The organism is Bacteroides sp. D22 (genome assembly GCF_000163675.1).
Taxonomy (GTDB): domain Bacteria; phylum Bacteroidota; class Bacteroidia; order Bacteroidales; family Bacteroidaceae; genus Bacteroides; species Bacteroides xylanisolvens.
Map to the genome: position 1 here is coordinate 155,248 of NZ_GG774808.1, position 17,942 is coordinate 173,189.

Here is a 17,942-nt window from a genome sequence, read left to right on the forward strand (position 1 = left end):
ATGATAACTATGAGGAATATATGGATAATGATGTTGGGGATATGCCTGTTTGGTTGCGGGGCTGGTAAACAGCCCCCTTCCTCACAGCTATCCTTAACATGGAAACTGGAAAAAGATAGTGTGGAAGCCAGATATTTTAAGAATACATTCTGCCTGACGAATAATGGGAATAAATCCTTGACTAATAATTGGGTGATCTATTTTAATCAGACACCTATTTATTATCAGCAACCTATTAATGCACCGCTGGAAATTGAATGTTTGGGTTCGACTTACTATAAAATGTACCCCACTGAACACTACCAGGCATTGCCACCGGGTGAAACAATCACTTTTACCATATTGAGTGAAGGAAATGTGATTAATGTGTCCTCGGTTCCTGAAGGGGCTTATATGGTAACTACCGATGAAAAAGGAAAACCGTTACAACCGCAAAATGTCCCCATCGAGATCGAGCTTTTTAAGCCCGATACCCAATGGGTTAGCTCGAGGAACAGCTTTCCCTATGCAGATGGAAATTATTTCTATAAGCAGAATGATGATTTCAGCAAACCGGTAGATTGTGATATGCTTTCTCTTTTTCCTGCTCCTAAAAAAGTGGAAAAGACGGGCGGGGTTTCTTCTTTCTCTCAAAAAGTCTGTCTGAAGTTTGATGATGCGTTTAAAGAGGAAGCTCTTTTATTGAAAAGTCAATTGACTTCATTATTAAGATGCAGCGTTTCCGATAAGGATGAAGAAACAATCATTGAATTGAAGAAAATGGAGGTTCCTATTACCTGTCAATATCCCGATGAATATTACGAAATCGTGATAAAGAATAACCGGTTGACTTTGAAAGCTAATGATGCACATGGCATATTTAATGCTTGTCAAACATTGCTTGCCTTATTAGATAACATGGAACTAACTTCTGCTCCGCTCCCCAATCTTCATATTACCGATTATCCGGACATGGGGCATCGGGGAATCATGCTGGATGTAGCCCGTAATTTTACAAAGAAGACAGACTTACTGAAACTGATAGATATACTGTCATTCTATAAAATGAATGTACTGCACCTGCATTTGAGTGATGATGAGGCTTGGCGTGTGGAAATACCCGGATTGGAAGAATTGACAGAAATAGCCTCTCGCAGAGGGCATACTACAGATGAACAGACATGTCTTTATCCTGCGTATGCCTGGGGTTGGAATGAGACAGATACTGCTTCATTGGCCAATGGATATTATTCTCGCAGTGACTTCATGGATATTCTGAAATATGCGAAAGAAAGGCATATCAGAGTTATTCCCGAAATAGACATTCCCGGACATTCCCGGGCAGCGATTAAAGCCATGAATGCCCGTTATCAGAAATATATAGATACAGATCAATCGAAAGCGGAAGAATATCTTTTGATTGACTTTGCAGATACTTCCCAATATCTGTCGGCACAAAATTTCACAGACAATGTGATTAATGTTGCCATGCCTTCCACTTATCATTTTCTTGAAAAAGTGATTGATGAAATCGTACGGATGTATCAGGATGTAGGAGTAGAACTGACTGCTTTCCATGTGGGTGGAGATGAAGTGCCGGAAGGTATTTGGGAAGGTTCTTCTATCTGCCGCACTTTTATGCAAGAGAACGGACTGACTAAGATACGGGATCTGAAGGATTATTTTCTGGAACAAATATTGGAAATGCTGGACAAACGTAACATACAGGCAGTCGGATGGCAGGACATTGTTATGAATCCTGATAATACCGTTAACGAACATTTCAAAAACAGTAAGGTCTTAAATTATTGTTGGAACACTATTCCGGAGCAGGGTGGGGATGAAGTGCCGTATAAGTTAGCTAATGCGGGCTACCCGATTATACTCTGTAATGTGGGTAACTTCTATTTGGATATGGCCTATTGCTATCATGTGGAGGAACCGGGATTGCGTTGGGGCGGTTATGTGGATGAATATGTGACGTTTGATATGTTGCCTTTTGATATTTATAAGTCTTTACGACGGAATTTGAAAGGTGAACCTGTTGATGTGAAAGCTGCTTCAAACGGAAAACAACTCTTGACAAAGGAAGGTTATCAGAATATCAAAGGTCTATCCGGACAAATATGGTCGGAAACTATCCGTAGTTTTGAACAGGTAGAATATTATCTTTTCCCAAAAGTCTTCGGATTGACAGAACGTGCTTGGAATGTTCAACCATCGTGGGCATTATCTCCGGACGGCAAAGTATATATGGATGCCAAACGGAAATACAATGCCGGTATTATAGATTATGAGTTGCCACGTTTGGCAAAGCGAGGAATAAATTTCCGGGTGTCTCCTCCCGGTATTATGACAAGGGATGGATTACTACTGGCTAATACTGCCATTCCCAATGCGGTAATCCGGTACACAACCGATGGAAGTGAGCCTACGGAAAGTTCCATAGAATGGCAAACTCCGGTAGTATGCAATGCTCCACTGATAAAAGCAAAGGCTTTTTATCTAGGAAAAGAGAGTGTAACTACGGTATTGTTTAATAGATGATATATAAATAAAAAGCTATTTTAATAATGTTAGAATAGCTTTTTATTTATGCATTTATGAAATTTTACATATTAAGGGGCTGCTGAAATTCTGGCTCTTCTTTACAATATTCAACAAATTTAAAACTGGAAATATGACTATTAATATTAATTGATGGTTGAAATATGAATACATTTTCGACTTGCGTTTTAATTAATTTTTTCATATTTTTGCAGAGTATTTTTTGAATATTAGTGAAAGACATGAGTAATTTTGTAAAAATGAGAGGATTCTTTTTGTTTGTGTTTCTTCTCATTAATTGTACTGTAAGCAAGGGACAGATTTATAAGTACATAGGACTGGAAGACGGGTTGAATAATCAGAAAATATACCATATCCAAAAAGACCGACGGGGGTATATGTGGTTTCTGACTCAAGAAGGGATAGACCGTTATGATGGCAAACATATCAAGCATTACAACTTTTCAGACGATAACATGACGTTGGATTCACGGATTGCCTTGAATTGGCTTTATATGGACAACAGAAATGTATTATGGGTAATTGGTCAGAAAGGTCGTATTTTTAGGTATGATTCGCAGCATGACAAGTTTGAACTGGCTTATGTACATCCGGAGCTGATCAGAAATAAGTCGCAAGCATTTCTGAATTATGGTTATTTGGACAAGAATGACCGTATATGGTTGTGCTGTAAAGATAGCATTACCTGGTATGATACCCATACCGGGACAGTGTTAAATATGTCGGTGCCGGTCAACGGCGAAATAACTACCATTGAACAGACAGATGGTAATCATTTTTTTATAGGTACGGGAAGTGGTTTATTTCGTGCCGGAATAGAAGAGGGGAAGTTAAGGCTGGTTCCTGATGAAGCGGTGGAAAGCATCGCTCCGGTACATGAACTTTATTACCATGCTGTTTCAAAACAGTTATTTGTGGGAAACTATAAAGAGGGAATACTTATATATGACATGGGGGGAACAGGAAAATCATCTCTTGTCAATTCCCCAATCATGTAGAGGTTAACCAGATTGCTGCTTTAAACGCTCATGAACTTCTAGTGGCTACTGGGGGAAAAGGTGTATATAAGCTGGATGTGAATACATACATGAGTGAACCCTATATAACAGCTGATTATAGCAGTTATAACGGGATGAATGGAAATAATATTAATGATGTCTATGTGGATGAAGAAGATCGCATCTGGCTCGCAAATTATCCCACCGGCATTACAATCCGTAACAACCGTTATGGAAGTTATGACCTGATAAGACATTCTCTTGGTAATACCCGGTCACTGGTGAACGATCAGGTTCATGATGTGGTGGAGGATAGTGACGGTGACCTTTGGTTTGTAACCAGTAACGGTATCAGTTTCTATCAGACCGATACAAAAGAATGGCGTTCCTTCTTTAGTTCCTTTGATCCGGTACCGAATGATGAGAATCACATTTTTTTAGCGCTGTGTGAAGTCTCTCCCGGTGTAATGTGGGCTGGTGGTTATACATCGGGTATTTACAAGATAGAGAAGAAGAAAGGGTTTAAGGTAACTTATCTTTCTCCTGCTGCCATTGCAGGAGTACGTCCCGATCAATATATTTATGACATTAAAAAAGATTCGGGAGGTGATATCTGGTCCGGTGGATATTATCATCTGAAGCGTATCAATCTTGAGACTAAAAATGTGCGTTTATATCCGGGAGTAAGTTCTATTACTACCATTCAGGAGAAGGATGACCGGCTGATGTGGATTGGTACGCGAATGGGACTCTACCTGCTTGATAAAGAATCCGGAATTTACCGGTATATTGATCTGCCTGTTGAATCTCCCTATATATGTGCATTATACCAGAGAGAAGACGGTATCTTGTATATCGGTACCCGTGGAGCCGGACTCCTTGTTTATGACATTAATAAGAAAAAGTTTATCCATCAATATCGTACTGATAACTGTGCGTTGATTTCCGACAATATTTATACAATTCTTCCGCGTCAGGACGAGAGTCTTCTGATGGGTACGGAGACCGGTATTACAATCTATTCTCCCCAGAAACATTCTTTTCGTAACTGGACACGTGAACAAGGATTGATGAGTGTCAGTTTTAATGCAGGTTCTGCCACGACCTGCAATAAAAGCATGCTTGTTTTCGGTGGTAATGATGGTGCTGTTAAATTTCCGACAGACATACAGATACCGGAACCGCATTATTCACGTTTGTTGCTGCGCGATTTTATGATAGCTTATCATCCCGTTTACCCGGGTGATGACGGATCTCCTTTGAAAAAGGACATTGACGAAACTGACCGGCTGGAACTAGCCTACGGACAAAATACTTTTTCCCTTGATGTAGCTTCCATTAATTATGATTATCCTTCCAACATTCTTTATTCATGGAAGATTGACGGTTATCATAAAGAGTGGAGCCGTCCGAGTCAGGATAACCGGATTCTTGTCAGAAATCTGCCTCCTGGCAGTTATACGTTGCAAATTCGCGCCATATCCAATGAAGAGAAGTATAAGACCTATGAGACTAGGAACATTCAGATTGTTATAACCCCTCCAGTATGGGCCAGTTTGTGGGCTATGGTGGGATATGCAATTCTGTTGGTATTGGTTATGATTATCATCTTTCGTATCATCATGTTGCAAAAGCAGAAGAAAGTGTCGGATGAGAAGACACGGTTCTTCATTAATACGGCTCATGACATACGTACGCCGCTTACGTTGATAAAAGCTCCGCTGGAGGAAGTCATAGAAAATCGTATGGTGACCGAACAGGCGTTACCCCATATGAATATGGCTCTTAAGAATGTAAATACATTGCTTCAGCTGACAACGAACTTGATAAATTTCGAACGGATAGATGTCTATTCATCCACTCTTTATGTTTCCGAGTATGAGCTGAATACTTTTATGAATGATGTTTGTGCTGCTTTTCGCAAATATGCTGAAATGAAACATGTCAGGTTTGTTTATGAAAGCAATTTTGACTATCTGAATGTGTGGTTTGATAGTGACAAGATGGGATCTATTCTGAAAAATATCTTGTCGAATGCATTGAAGTATACACCTGAAGAAGGTAGTGTCTGCATTTCCGCTTGTGAGGAAGGAAACACGTGGAGCATTGAGGTGAAAGATACGGGAATTGGTATTCCTTCGTGCGAACAGAAGAAATTGTTCAGGAACTGTTTTAGAGGTAGCAATGTTGTCAATCTAAAAGTGACAGGTAGCGGAATAGGGCTGATGTTGGTATACAAACTAGTCAAATTACATAAAGGCAAGATTCAGATTCAGAGCAATGAACAACAAGGCACTTGTGTACGAGTTACTTTCCCGAAAGGAAATAGCCATCTTCATAAAGCTAAATTTATTTCTCCCAAGCTGCCGGATGAACGTCCGGAGACTATCATACCGGGTAGTATTTCTGATTTGCCGGCTATGGAAATATCCCAGATAAACAGTTCCTTACAACGGATCCTGATAGTGGAGGATAATGATGATTTGCGCAATTATCTGGTGGATATGCTGAAGACGAGTTATAATATTCAGGCTTGTCCGAATGGAAAGGATGCACTTATCATAATCAGGGAATTTAATCCGGATCTTGTTATATCCGATATAATGATGCCTGAAATGAGCGGAGATGAACTTTGTTCAGCGATAAAAGGGGATCTTGAGATGTCTCATATTCCGGTCGTTTTGCTGACAGCATTGGGAGACGAGAAGAATATGCTAGAAGGGCTGGAAATCGGAGCGGATGCTTATATCACCAAGCCTTTCAGTGTAGGAATACTCAAGGCAACGATTAAGAATTTGCTGGCGAATCGTGCTTTGCTCCGTCAGGTTTATAATAGTATCGAAGAGGAAGAACAGAATTTTCTGGTTAATTGTACTAATACTCTGGACTGGAAATTTATTGCTTCGGTCAAGGAATGTATAGAGAAGAACATGAGTGATCCGGATTTTAATGTAGAAATGCTTAGCAGTCGCCATCACATGAGCCGTACGAGTTTCTTTAATAAATTAAAGGTCTTGACAGGTTATGCTCCGGCTGATTATATCCGGATGATACGTTTGCAACATGCTGCACAATTGCTAAAGCAGGGCGAATATACAATAGCGGAAATTACCGATAGGGTCGGGTTCTCGGATGCGAAATATTTCCGTGAGGTATTTAAAAAGTATTATGGTGTAAGTCCGAGCAAATATGGAGATTCGGAAAATACAGAACCTTGTCCGGCAAGCAATTTAAAAAATGAGAAATAGTAGGCAGCGTATATAAACATTGTTCTATGCCCGGTTGTTATGTTTGGCAAACAAATATATATTCTGCCGGATGAGAGCAATATTGATATTTTTAGCTGGTCTGCTTTTCCCTATAACTTTTTTATTCGGGCAAAGTGCAATTCAGAAATATGCAGGAACGGCTATGCCGTATCCTTTGATAAAGAATCTGCCTGTTTTGAACCATGATGGTATGGTTCCTTTTTATATCAATCATTTAGGAAGGCACGGAGCACGGTTCCCGACTTCGGGAAAAGCATTAGAGAAGGTTAGAAATGTGCTTATATTGGCGGAGCAGGAAAACAGATTGACTGTAAAAGGTCAGGAACTGCTTGCTACGGTATTACGGCTGTCCGAAGCTTTCGAAGGACGATGGGGAGAATTGTCGGCAGTAGGAGAGCAGGAACAAAAGGGAATAGCAGAGCGTATGCTATTGCGTTATCCTGAAATATTTGTAGATTCGGCGCGAATTGAAGCGATAGCTTCCTATATTCCTCGTTGTATTAGTAGTATGGATGCTTTTCTTTCTGGTATGGAAAAACAGGATTCCTCATTGGTAATAAAGAAAAGTGCAGGAAAGCAATATAACCCACTTCTTCGTTTTTTTGATTTGAACAAGCCTTATGTTTATTATAAAGAGAAAGGTGACTGGATTTCTTTGTATGAATCATTTGTGCAAGATAAGATAGTTTTTACACCTGTCATGAAAAGGATTTTTCTCACCTCAGGACAAGAAACAGAACAGGAAAAACGGGAGTTTGTCATGGCTTTGTTCTCAATAGCAGCTATACTTCCTGATACAGGCTTATCTTTTAATATGAAAGGTATTCTCAATGATAAAGAATGGTATGGTTATTGGCAAACACAAAACTTGCGGCAATATCTGACTAAAAGTGCAGCACCAGTTGGAAATATGTTGCCGGTTGCAATTGCATGGCCGTTACTTTCAGAGTTTATTCAAACGACAGAGCAGGCAATTAACGGGCAATCGGACAATCGGGTGGATCTTCGTTTTGCGCATGCAGAAACTGTCATTCCTTTTGTAGCATTGATGGGTATAGGAAAAACGGATATACAGATAGCATCACCTGATTCCGTATCTATTTATTGGAAAGATTATGAAATTGCTCCGATGGCAGCTAATGTGCAATGGGTGTTTTATCGTGATAAGAACTGTCAAGTCTGGGTCAAAATACTTTTGAATGAGCAAGAAGTAACCATTCCGGTGGTCACATCCTTTTTCCCATATTATCGGTGGGAAGAAGTCTGCCACTATCTGAAACAACGGATAGCAATATCAAAAGAGATTCTTTCCAGGTTTTCAAGTAAGACTGATTAGCAAAAAAGCCCTGTAAGAATGATTGCTTCTCACAGGGCTTATTTGTATGGAAAGAGTATTTTTTATAATAATTTGTTGGAGCCAAGTATAATCAACATGGTATATCCCAATATCAGTCCGATGATTCCCATGATTATTCCGACTTTTTCCATATCCTTTTGCTGAATCATGCCTGTGGCATGTGCCAATGCGTTGGGAGGAGTACTGATAGGCAATATCATTGCTAATGATGAACCGATTGCCACTCCAATCAATAAAGTCTCTACTCCACCTAAGGAAGATAGGTTCTCACGCATGCTGCTTCCTGCAATGGCTAGGATGGGGACGAGCAATGCTGCCGTAGCTGTATGTGAGATGAAATTAGCCATAGCATAACAAATAAGTCCGGAGCCGACAATCATTAATACAGGAGGCCATGTGTTGAATGGGATAGCTTCAATCATATGTTTCGCCAGTCCGGTTTCTTGTAAAGCAACGCCCAGGGCGAAGCCGCCGGCTACCATCCAGAGTACGCTCCAACTGATTTCTTCCAGATCGCGTTTGGTGATGACTCCCGTTATACAGAAAACGGCTACCGGAATCATAGCTACTACATTAGAGTTTACTCCCGTCACCTTGTCAAACATCCAAAGTATGACTGTGATAGCAAAAGTGATATAAACCACAATGGAACGCCAGTCTTTTTTGGCTTCACCTTCAATTTGTAATTCAATATTTTTTTGTTTAAAGGGAAACAATCGTAAAAGTATGAACCAAGCGATAAACAATACAATAATAGTATAGGGTAACATAAAACTCATCCATTCTCCGAAACCGATATTCAGGTTCAGTCCCTCCGGATCATTCAGGTATTTTAAGGCAATTGCGTTGGGCGGTGTGCCGATAGGAGTTCCCATGCCACCCACATTAGCAGCTACAGGAATAGCCATAGCCAGACCTATTTTTCCTTTACCGTCTGCCGGAAGTGCTTTTAATACAGGAGTTAGGAAAGTGAGCATCATGGCAGCTGTAGCCGTGTTGCTAAGGAACATTGAAAATGCAGCTGTAACAAGAATGAATCCTAATAGTACATAGCGTGATTGGGTTCCGAAAGGTCTTAGCATGACGCGTGCCAACAATACGTCCAATCCGCTTTTGGTTGCTGCGATGGCAAGTATGAACCCACCAATAAATAACATAATGATTGGATCGGCAAAGCAATGCATAATGGACTTATATTTGGCTGTCTGTCCCAATTCTTCTGTCGAGATTCCTTGAGTAAGGAACCATAAGCTGCTGTCGGAAACGGTGAGTAACAATAAAACGACAATCAATACGGAAGTGGTCCATGCAGGGACAGCCTCGAATACCCACATCAGTGTGGCAAAAATAAAGATAGAAATAAGTCTTTGTTCTATAACTGTTAACCCTTCTATACCAAATGTGTCAATAGGGAGGAGCCATAAAATAAGGGAAAGGGTAATAGCTACGGTTAGCTTTATGCATCTGGCCACTGTCTGATTTTTTGCCAACCGTTTGGCTTTCTTTAAGTCCTGATAAGCTTCCACTAGATGGAAGCCGTGAAAAATCTTGTACATAATACTAGTTTAAGATAAAATTAAAAAACGGTGCAAAAATAACTTTTTATTCTATATCTCGTAAATCAACGAGAGAAGTTTTTTATAATTCTTTTGGATTGTGATGTCCTTGAAGATATTAATATGGATATTAGGTAGTCTGCTGCAATTTCTCTAAATTTGTGCCATTAACTCGACTAATACATTCATGGAGCACACTGAAATTTTAATAGTAGAGCAGTTGAAGATAGGTAACGAAGACGCCTATCAATACATCTATGACCATCATTATGCTCTGCTGTGTCATGTCGCGAGTGGCTATGTAAAAGATCAATTCCTCGCGGAAACCATTGTCGGGGATACTATTTTTCATTTATGGGAGATTCGTGAAACGTTAGAGATTTCCGTTTCTATCCGTAGCTATTTGGTGAGAGCCGTCCGTAATCGTTGTATCAACTATCTGAATTCTGAATGGGAAAAGCGTGAGATCGCGTTTTCATCTCTAATGCCTGATGAGATAACAGACGATAAAATGACGATCTCCGATTCGCATCCGTTAGGTGCATTGCTGGAGCGTGAACTGGAAGAGGAAATATATAAAGCCATTGATAAATTGCCGAACGAATGTCGTCGCGTATTCGATAAAAGTCGTTTTGAAGGAAAATCATACGAAGAAATTTCTCAAGAGTTAGGCATCTCTGTCAATACGGTTAAATATCATATAAAGAATGCATTAGCATCTTTACAAATGAATCTAAGTAAATATCTGATTACTCTACTTTTATTTTTTTTCGGGTAAAAACGAAAAAAAGTCATTTTCAGACTACCCTCAATTAAAAAACTACTGTCTCCTTTATAGAACGCAGAAAAATGGAAGAAGAAAAGAAACATATTGATGAATTGATTGCAACCTATCTGACGGAAGGTTTGGACAAAAATGCTTTAGCCGAACTGAAAGCATGGATAGCTGCATCACCTGAAAATAAGAATTACTTTATTCAGCAGCGGGAAGTCTGGTTTTCTGCTGTCAGTCGTGAAGCTGCGTCGAAATACAATAAAGATAAAGCGTTCGATACATTTAAGAAACGTATCGGAAATCGGAAGGAAATAGAAAAAACGTCTCATCATGGATTCCGGTTGTCAATGTTGTGGCGTTATGCAGCGATTATTGCAGTCATACTTGCAGTCGGCTGCTTCTCTTATTGGCAGGGAGGAGTGAACGTAAAAGACACATTCGCGGATATATCCGTAGAAGCTCCTTTAGGATCGAGGACAAAGCTTTATTTGCCGGATGGTACATTGGTTTGGCTGAATGCCGGTTCACGAATGACTTACTCACAAGGTTTCGGAGTCGATAATCGTATGATCGAACTGGAAGGTGAGGGATATTTTGAAGTCCGGCGGAATGAGAAACTCCCTTTCTTTGTAAAGACTAAGGATTTACAATTGCAAGTACTGGGAACAAAATTTAATTTTCGCGATTACCCGGAGGATCATGAAGTCGTAGTATCTTTATTGGAAGGGAAAGTAGAACTGAATAATTTACTGAAAAAAGAGAAAGAAGCAATTCTTGCGCCTGATGAGAGAGCAATATTGAATAAAACGAATGGACGGATGACAGTAGAAACAGTCACAGCCTCTAATGCTTCGCAATGGACGGACGGTTATCTGTTTTTTGATGAAGAGCTTCTGCCGGACATTGTGAAAGAATTGGAACGTAGCTACAATGTAACTATTCGCATCGCCAATGATTCTTTAAATACCTTCCGGTTCTACGGTAATTTTGTCCGTCGGGAGCAAAGTATTCAGGAAGTATTGGATGCGTTGGCATCTACGGAGAAAATACAATATAAGATTGAAGAACGCAATATAACTATCTATTAACCGGTTACCAGAGATTTATAATACTATGATTGTTTAACCTTAGAAATTGAAGAATATGAAGGAAGAAAATAATACTGAATAGTCTTTAGTGAATGAATAAGGAGAGAAAAATAAAACCGGAAGATCTCGAACATCTTCCGGCTCCTGAATCTCTTCTTCAACAACTTTCAAACGTGAGCATGTTTTCAAAAGAGATAATGCAAAGTTAGCAAAATACATCTCTTTTAAAACGAGTTATTCAAGTTTTAATTAAATAATTTGTTTATTTTATGAATTACAGGAAGAAGGCCATATTAATGGTCGTGGCTCTCTTTTGCCTTAACATAGCAATGCTAGCCCAGGCCGTTTCATTGAAAATGAATAATGTTTCAGTGAAAGAAGCAATGACGCAACTGAAGAATAAAAGCGGATATTCTTTCGTATATAAAGTGGGAGATCTGGATACAAAGAAAATTGTGAGTGTAAAGGCAAAGCAGTTGAATGAGGCTATCGATCAGATATTGTACGGGCAAGATGTTGTTTATGAGGTAAAAGGTAAGAATATTGTTGTCCAGAAAGGGCAACGGCAGAATACCTCTAAAGACACTAAAAAGCGTAAAATCACAGGTGTGGTGAATGATGCTAATGGTGAACCGATCATCGGTGCTACCATCAAGGAAAAAGGAACGGCTAACGGAACCGCATCTGATTTGGATGCGAAGTTCTCGTTGGAAGTATCACCGGGAGCCGTATTAGAGATTTCCTATATTGGTTATCAGACACAGGAAGTAAAAGTGGGCGACCGGACCTCTTTATCCGTGACCTTGGCTGAAAATCAGCAAATTTTAGATGAGGTGGTAGTGGTGGGATATGGTACGACTTCCCGCAAAAATCTGACTACTTCTATTGCTACGGTAAAAACAGAAAAAATATCGAAAGCAGCTACCAGTAATATTTCCGGAATGTTGTTGGGGCGTGCTGCCGGTTTGCAGGCAACCGTATCCAGTCCCCAGCCGGGGGGAGGCATCAATATCTCCATTCGTGGAGGTGGTACACCGATTTATGTGGTAGATGGAGTGGTTATGCCTAGCGGCTCTTTTGAAGTCGGTACGGGGAGCACATCACTTCCTTCCTCCGTCAACCGTGCAGGATTGGCAGGATTAAATCCCAACGATATTGAATCTATTGAAATCCTGAAAGATGCTTCTGCTGCCATTTATGGTATCGGAGCTGCCGATGGTGTTATTTTGGTGACTACCAAAAAGGGAAAAGAAGGAAAACCGACCATAGTGTATGAAGGAAGTTATTCCATACAGAAACATTATCCTTATCTGGAGGTATTGAGTGGTCCCGAATTGATGAACATGGTCAATGTTTTCAGTAAGGAGAATTATTTATATGACAAAGGTCAGTATCCTTATGGAAATACCGCTTATGATGATAAGTGGACACCTATCTTTACACCGACACAAATAGCCAATGCTCCGACTACGGACTGGTTGGACAAAGTGCTGAAAACAGGTGCGGTGACCAATCATAATCTGACGATTAGCGGTGGTTCTGAAAAGTTTAAATATTATCTGGGTGTTAACTACTATAAAGAAGATGCTACCGTTCATAATTCGGATATGGAGCGCTACTCTTTGCGTACAAATATCACCTCCCAACTGACTAACTTTTTGAAACTGACAACAATCGTCAATTTGAATCAGAATAATTACACGAACTCTACTGTTGGCGGGGATGTTGGGAACTTAGGAGATCAGGGAGCCGGAGCACTTTTCGGAGCAATTTTCTATCCTTCCTATCTTCCTATATACGATGCCGAAGGGAAATATAATGTATTTAGCCGGACGCCTAACCCTGTTTCCATGCATGATATTAATGATAAGTCCGAGCAAAGTGGTTATTACATGAATTTCTCATTGGATGTTGATATCATAAAGAATATGCTTTCGGCAAAAGTGTTGTATGGATTGAACAAGGAAAATACCTCTCGTGATTCATACATACCTTCTGATGTTTACTACGCATTGCAACGTAAATCCAGAGGAAACTTAGGATATGGAAAAAGGCAACAAAGCACTCTCGAAGGTACGTTGACATTTCAACATAAGTTTGGAGAGCTGTTGGATATGAATCTGATGGCCGGTATGGGACGTTATCTCGATAGTGGCGATGGTTCGGATATATCATACGAAAATGCGAATGATCATATACAGGGAAGCAGTGTAGGCATGGCAGACGGTCCTTTCTATCCGACTTCTTATAAATATAAAAATGAAAAGAGGTCACAGTTTGTCAGAGGAAATTTCGACTTATTGGGTCGCTATGTAGTATCTGCTTCATTGCGCCGTGACGGTACGGATAAATTCTTTCCCAGTAAGAAATATGCTCTCTTTCCATCTGTTTCTCTAGCATGGAAAATGAACGAAGAATCATTTATAAAGAATATCTCTTGGATTAATATGTTGAAACTAAGAGCCAGTTATGGTGAAACTGGTAGTGACAATTTAGGTACAACACTATATGGTATTGTAACAACTACCCGTGAAGATGTTCAGTTCAATAATAATTCAGTTACCTATATTCCTTACATATTGTCCGGTGCCAACTATGAAGATGTAACCTGGCAAAAGACGGTTATGAAAAATATCGGATTGGATTTTTCCGTTCTTAGAGATAGAATCTGGGGTAGTGTAGATGTATTCCGTAATGACGTAACCCATTTGTTGGGTACAGCACCGACTGAATTATTGGGAATGCACGGAACACGTCCTATCAATGGAGGACATTATAAACGTACCGGAGTAGATGTGAGTTTGAATTCGCTGAATCTTCAAACACATGATTTCAAATGGACCTCTCAAATTACACTGTCCCATTATAACGCGGTATGGATAGAACGTATGCCCAACTATGATTATCAAAAATATCAGAAAAGGAAAAATGAACCGATGAATGCATTCTATTATTATAAAACGACCGGTATCATCAATGTGGATAAGAGTAATATGCCCGAATCGCAACGTTCGTTAGGTCCTGCTGCTTGTATGCCGGGATATCCTATTGTTGAAGATAAAAATGGTGATGGAATCATTGATGTGAATGACTCTTATATGGATAATACGTTACCTAAATTATATTTTGGTTTCGGGAATACATTTACATGGAAGAACTTTGATTTGGATATATTCATGTATGGTCAATTGGGAGTAAAGAAATGGAATGATGCATATGGCAATAGTATAGATGTCGGAGGTCTCTCCAGAGGAGTGGATGCGCACAATGTTGGTATCTATTCTTATAACATTTGGAATACCCAGACAAACACGAACGGACGCTTCCCGGGTATCGCAATCAGTAAATCAGTGGCTTTACCCGAAAATCTGGGCTTTGATTATACAAGAGAAAATGCCTCTTATATACGTGTAAGAAACATCACACTAGGATATAATCTGGGTCCCAAAGAGTTATCTGTATTTAAAGGATATATTAGAGGAATACGTGTGTTTGTCGATTTTCAGAATCCTTTGACCTTTACCAAATACAAAGGATATGACCCTGAAATCAACACTTCCTCTTCTAATTTGACCGGAGGGCAATATCCTCAAATGAGAGTTTATTCAATAGGTGCAAAATTAACCTTCTAAACTTCAAGCTATGAAATCTAACAAATTATGTCGTATGAAAAAGAAGATTTTTTTACCGATGCTTGTTTCCTTGCAACTATTATTCGGTAGTTGTGAGAATAATTTTGATCCTTATATTTATGGAGCTTTGTTGCAGGGAGAATATCCTTCTACAGAGCAGGAGTATGTTTCCTATATGATGATTTGCTACTTGCCATACACTACGGTTTGGACGTATGATATGGGTTCAGGCGGTTTGCAGCACGGTATTCATATACAGTCGGGAGGAACGGTACGTATGTTTGATTCCACTTCTGATATATGTGCATCTGCTACCACAGTAGGTGCAGACTGGGAACGATTTACTAAAGGAGACTACAGTAATTGCTTTTATTACTGGCGTGGAAATGTAGATGATGGCAGTAACCTCAACCATTTCCCGAAAACAGCTCAAATAACCCGTATGACTGAAATCATTGGAACTTTGGAGAAAGCTCCTCTGACTGCTCTTACAGAAGAAAAAAAGAATAACCTGCTTGGAGAAGCGCGTCTGTGCCGTGGATTGATGATGTATTTTCTGTTACATGTTTACGGTCCTGTACCGGTCATCCTGGACCCCGAAAAAGTAATTGATCCGGAAGCGTTATCGAATACCGTGCGTCCTTCTTTGGACGAAATGACTCAATGGATTACGGATGACTTGGAGTTTGCCGCAAAGAATGCTCCCGAGGTGGCTCCGGATTTGGGACGCTATACGCGTGACTATGCCCGTTTCTGCCTGATGAAACACTGTCTGAACGAGGGAGAACACATGGAAGGCTATTATCAGAGAGCGATGGATATGTATAATGAACTTAATACAGGTAAATATGATTTGTTTAAAACTGGAAGTACCCCATACGTTGACCTGTTCAAGAATGCCAATAAATTCAATAAAGAAATCATTATGGCTGTCAGTTGTAGCCCGGCTGCCGATGGTAACCCGAAACATGGAAATGCGAATCCTTTCCTGATGTGGGCTTTACCTTCCGATGTGGCAAAAGGGGATCCTTTCCCAATGGGAGGCGGATGGTTTCAGGCTTTCAGTATGGATAAGAAATACTATGATGCTTTCGAAAGTAACGACGGTCGTTTGAAAACGATTGTGACTAGTTATAAAGACAAGAATGGTGTTATCATTAATAAAGACAATCTGGGGGTGAGATGGAATGGATATATTATGAATAAATTTCCGCAGGAAACCATGACAACTTTCCAGGGTACCGATATTCCTTTGGCAAGATGGGCCGATGTATTATTGATGTATGCAGAGGCAGAAGTACGCAAAACAGGAACCGTTCCTTCTGTGGCTGCTATAAATGCAGTAAATCAAGTAAGGAACAGAGCCGGATTGGCAAATTTGCCGGCTGTGGCAACCAATACCAAAGATGCTTTTCTGGATGCGATCCTGATTGAACGGGGACATGAACTCTTTTATGAAGGTAATCGTAAAATTGACTTGATCCGTTTTAATAAATATGCGCAGGAAATGTATAAGGCGAAGGGAGTAATGCCGACGCATCAGTACATGCCGATCCCTAATTATGCAGTCGAACAGGCGGTTTCTTATGGAAAAGAGCTGAAGCAGACTTGGGAACGTCCGGGTTGGGCGGAAGATAAGAGCAAAGCGCAGCAAAATATAAATTAAACCTATTAACTGAATATAAAGATATGAAACGTATGAGTTACTATATAATTGGTCTATTATTGTCTTTAATGAGTTGGGCATGCTCGGATGATGTAGAAACAGGCAGAGAAGAAATTCCGGTAGAAACAGATGGCGGATATTTATTTGCCCACATGACGAATGCTAATTATGGAAAGCTGTATTATGCAGCTTCCCGGGATGGTGTAAATTGGGAGACGCTGAATAAAGGTCGGATAATCAATAGTGCTTACATTGGGCATCCAGATATTTGTCAGGGACATGATGGGGCTTTTTATATGATAGCAGTCAATCCGTTGGCTTTGTGGCGGTCGGAAGATTTGGTGACATGGACGTCTGCCCCGTTGGATGAAATGATTTTTAATCGTAGTAATGCGCAGGGATTTTATACTACTTATTATTGGGGAGCACCCAAGATGTTTTATGACAAGGACAGCGGACAATATATTATAAGCTGGCATGCCTGCAACGATCCGGATAAGGATGACTGGGACAGTATGCGTACTCTCTATGTGTTGACAAAAGATTTTGAGACGTATACAGAACCGCAGAAACTGTTCAACTTCACTGGTGCAGATGAGAACATGGCTATTATTGATGCCATTATCCGGAAGGTAAACGGTGTTTATTATGCAATCTTGAAAGATGAACGCGATCCGGCTGTTGCTCCGGAAACCGGGAAAACAGTCCGTATTGCCACCTCTTCCAATCTGACCGGTCCTTACACCAATCCGGGAGCACCCGTCACTCCGAATGATATGATGCGCGAAGCACCTATTTTTATCGAACGGCCCAATCATAGCGGTTGGTTCATTTATGCGGAGTCTTATGCCGCCAAACCTTATGGCTATCATTTGTTTCAGTCGACCTCTATGGACGGACCGTGGAAAGAGCGTACCTTCTCCGGACCTAATGTAAAGGATGGCACGGACAGACCGGGTGCACGACACGGCTGCATCGTGAAGGTGAACGAAACGGTTTATCAGGCTTTGTTGAAAGCATATAAAAAATAAATGTATAATCTTAATATGACTGT

At 40.2% G+C, this 17,942-nt stretch carries 8 protein-coding genes and 1 pseudogene; 8 read left to right on the forward strand and 1 reads right to left on the reverse strand.

Annotated features, from left to right (window positions below; all coding sequences use genetic code 11):
- The 3 genes and pseudogenes from HMPREF0106_RS10635 (at position 1) to HMPREF0106_RS10625 (ending at position 8,150) form a co-directional block, all read left to right on the forward strand.
- Positions 1 to 2,526, forward strand: coding sequence for a family 20 glycosylhydrolase (locus HMPREF0106_RS10635; protein ID WP_032851404.1), 2,526 nt, complete (start codon positions 1 to 3; stop codon positions 2,524 to 2,526).
- Positions 2,527 to 2,768: 242 nt separating this feature from the next.
- Positions 2,769 to 6,793: pseudogene (locus tag HMPREF0106_RS10630) on the forward strand (response regulator).
- A gap of 70 nt (positions 6,794 to 6,863) precedes the next feature.
- Positions 6,864 to 8,150 (forward strand): histidine-type phosphatase, encoded by a 1,287-nt coding sequence (locus HMPREF0106_RS10625; protein ID WP_008026659.1) that lies wholly within the window; start codon positions 6,864 to 6,866, stop codon positions 8,148 to 8,150.
- Between the two features lie 62 nt (positions 8,151 to 8,212).
- Here the strand turns inward: HMPREF0106_RS10625 and HMPREF0106_RS10620 are convergent, their stop codons facing one another.
- Positions 8,213 to 9,727: an SLC13 family permease gene (locus HMPREF0106_RS10620; RefSeq protein ID WP_009040221.1), complete on the reverse strand. Its 1,515-nt coding sequence runs from the start codon at positions 9,725 to 9,727 to the stop codon at positions 8,213 to 8,215.
- Positions 9,728 to 9,914: 187 nt separating this feature from the next.
- Between HMPREF0106_RS10620 and HMPREF0106_RS10615 the strand changes: the two genes are divergently transcribed.
- From HMPREF0106_RS10615 to HMPREF0106_RS10590, 5 genes are all read left to right on the forward strand, one after another.
- Positions 9,915 to 10,505, forward strand: coding sequence for an RNA polymerase sigma-70 factor (locus tag HMPREF0106_RS10615; RefSeq protein ID WP_009040222.1), 591 nt, complete (start codon positions 9,915 to 9,917; stop codon positions 10,503 to 10,505).
- Between the two features lie 71 nt (positions 10,506 to 10,576).
- Entirely contained in the window at positions 10,577 to 11,590 is a 1,014-nt protein-coding gene (locus HMPREF0106_RS10610) for a FecR family protein (protein WP_004316847.1), read from the forward strand.
- Positions 11,591 to 11,859: 269 nt separating this feature from the next.
- Positions 11,860 to 15,222, forward strand: coding sequence for a TonB-dependent receptor (locus HMPREF0106_RS10600; RefSeq protein ID WP_009040223.1), 3,363 nt, complete (start codon positions 11,860 to 11,862; stop codon positions 15,220 to 15,222).
- Positions 15,223 to 15,232: 10 nt separating this feature from the next.
- Positions 15,233 to 16,888, forward strand: a complete 1,656-nt coding sequence (locus HMPREF0106_RS10595) for a RagB/SusD family nutrient uptake outer membrane protein (protein ID WP_022200204.1) — start codon at positions 15,233 to 15,235, stop codon at positions 16,886 to 16,888.
- Between the two features lie 32 nt (positions 16,889 to 16,920).
- Positions 16,921 to 17,919: a family 43 glycosylhydrolase gene (locus tag HMPREF0106_RS10590; protein ID WP_008645106.1), complete on the forward strand. Its 999-nt coding sequence runs from the start codon at positions 16,921 to 16,923 to the stop codon at positions 17,917 to 17,919.
- The last annotated feature ends 23 nt before the right edge of the window (positions 17,920 to 17,942 follow it).

Excerpts from the sequence above, each read along its gene's own strand:
- HMPREF0106_RS10635 (WP_032851404.1), top strand. The coding sequence starts at position 1 with ATGATAACTATGAGGAATATATGGATAATGATGTTGGGGATATGCCTG.
- HMPREF0106_RS10625 (WP_008026659.1), top strand. The coding sequence starts at position 6,864 with ATGAGAGCAATATTGATATTTTTAGCTGGTCTGCTTTTCCCTATAACT.
- HMPREF0106_RS10620 (WP_009040221.1), bottom strand. The coding sequence starts at position 9,727 with ATGTACAAGATTTTTCACGGCTTCCATCTAGTGGAAGCTTATCAGGAC.
- HMPREF0106_RS10615 (WP_009040222.1), top strand. The coding sequence starts at position 9,915 with ATGGAGCACACTGAAATTTTAATAGTAGAGCAGTTGAAGATAGGTAAC.
- HMPREF0106_RS10610 (WP_004316847.1), top strand. The coding sequence starts at position 10,577 with ATGGAAGAAGAAAAGAAACATATTGATGAATTGATTGCAACCTATCTG.
- HMPREF0106_RS10600 (WP_009040223.1), top strand. The coding sequence starts at position 11,860 with ATGAATTACAGGAAGAAGGCCATATTAATGGTCGTGGCTCTCTTTTGC.
- HMPREF0106_RS10595 (WP_022200204.1), top strand. The coding sequence starts at position 15,233 with ATGAAATCTAACAAATTATGTCGTATGAAAAAGAAGATTTTTTTACCG.
- HMPREF0106_RS10590 (WP_008645106.1), top strand. The coding sequence starts at position 16,921 with ATGAGTTACTATATAATTGGTCTATTATTGTCTTTAATGAGTTGGGCA.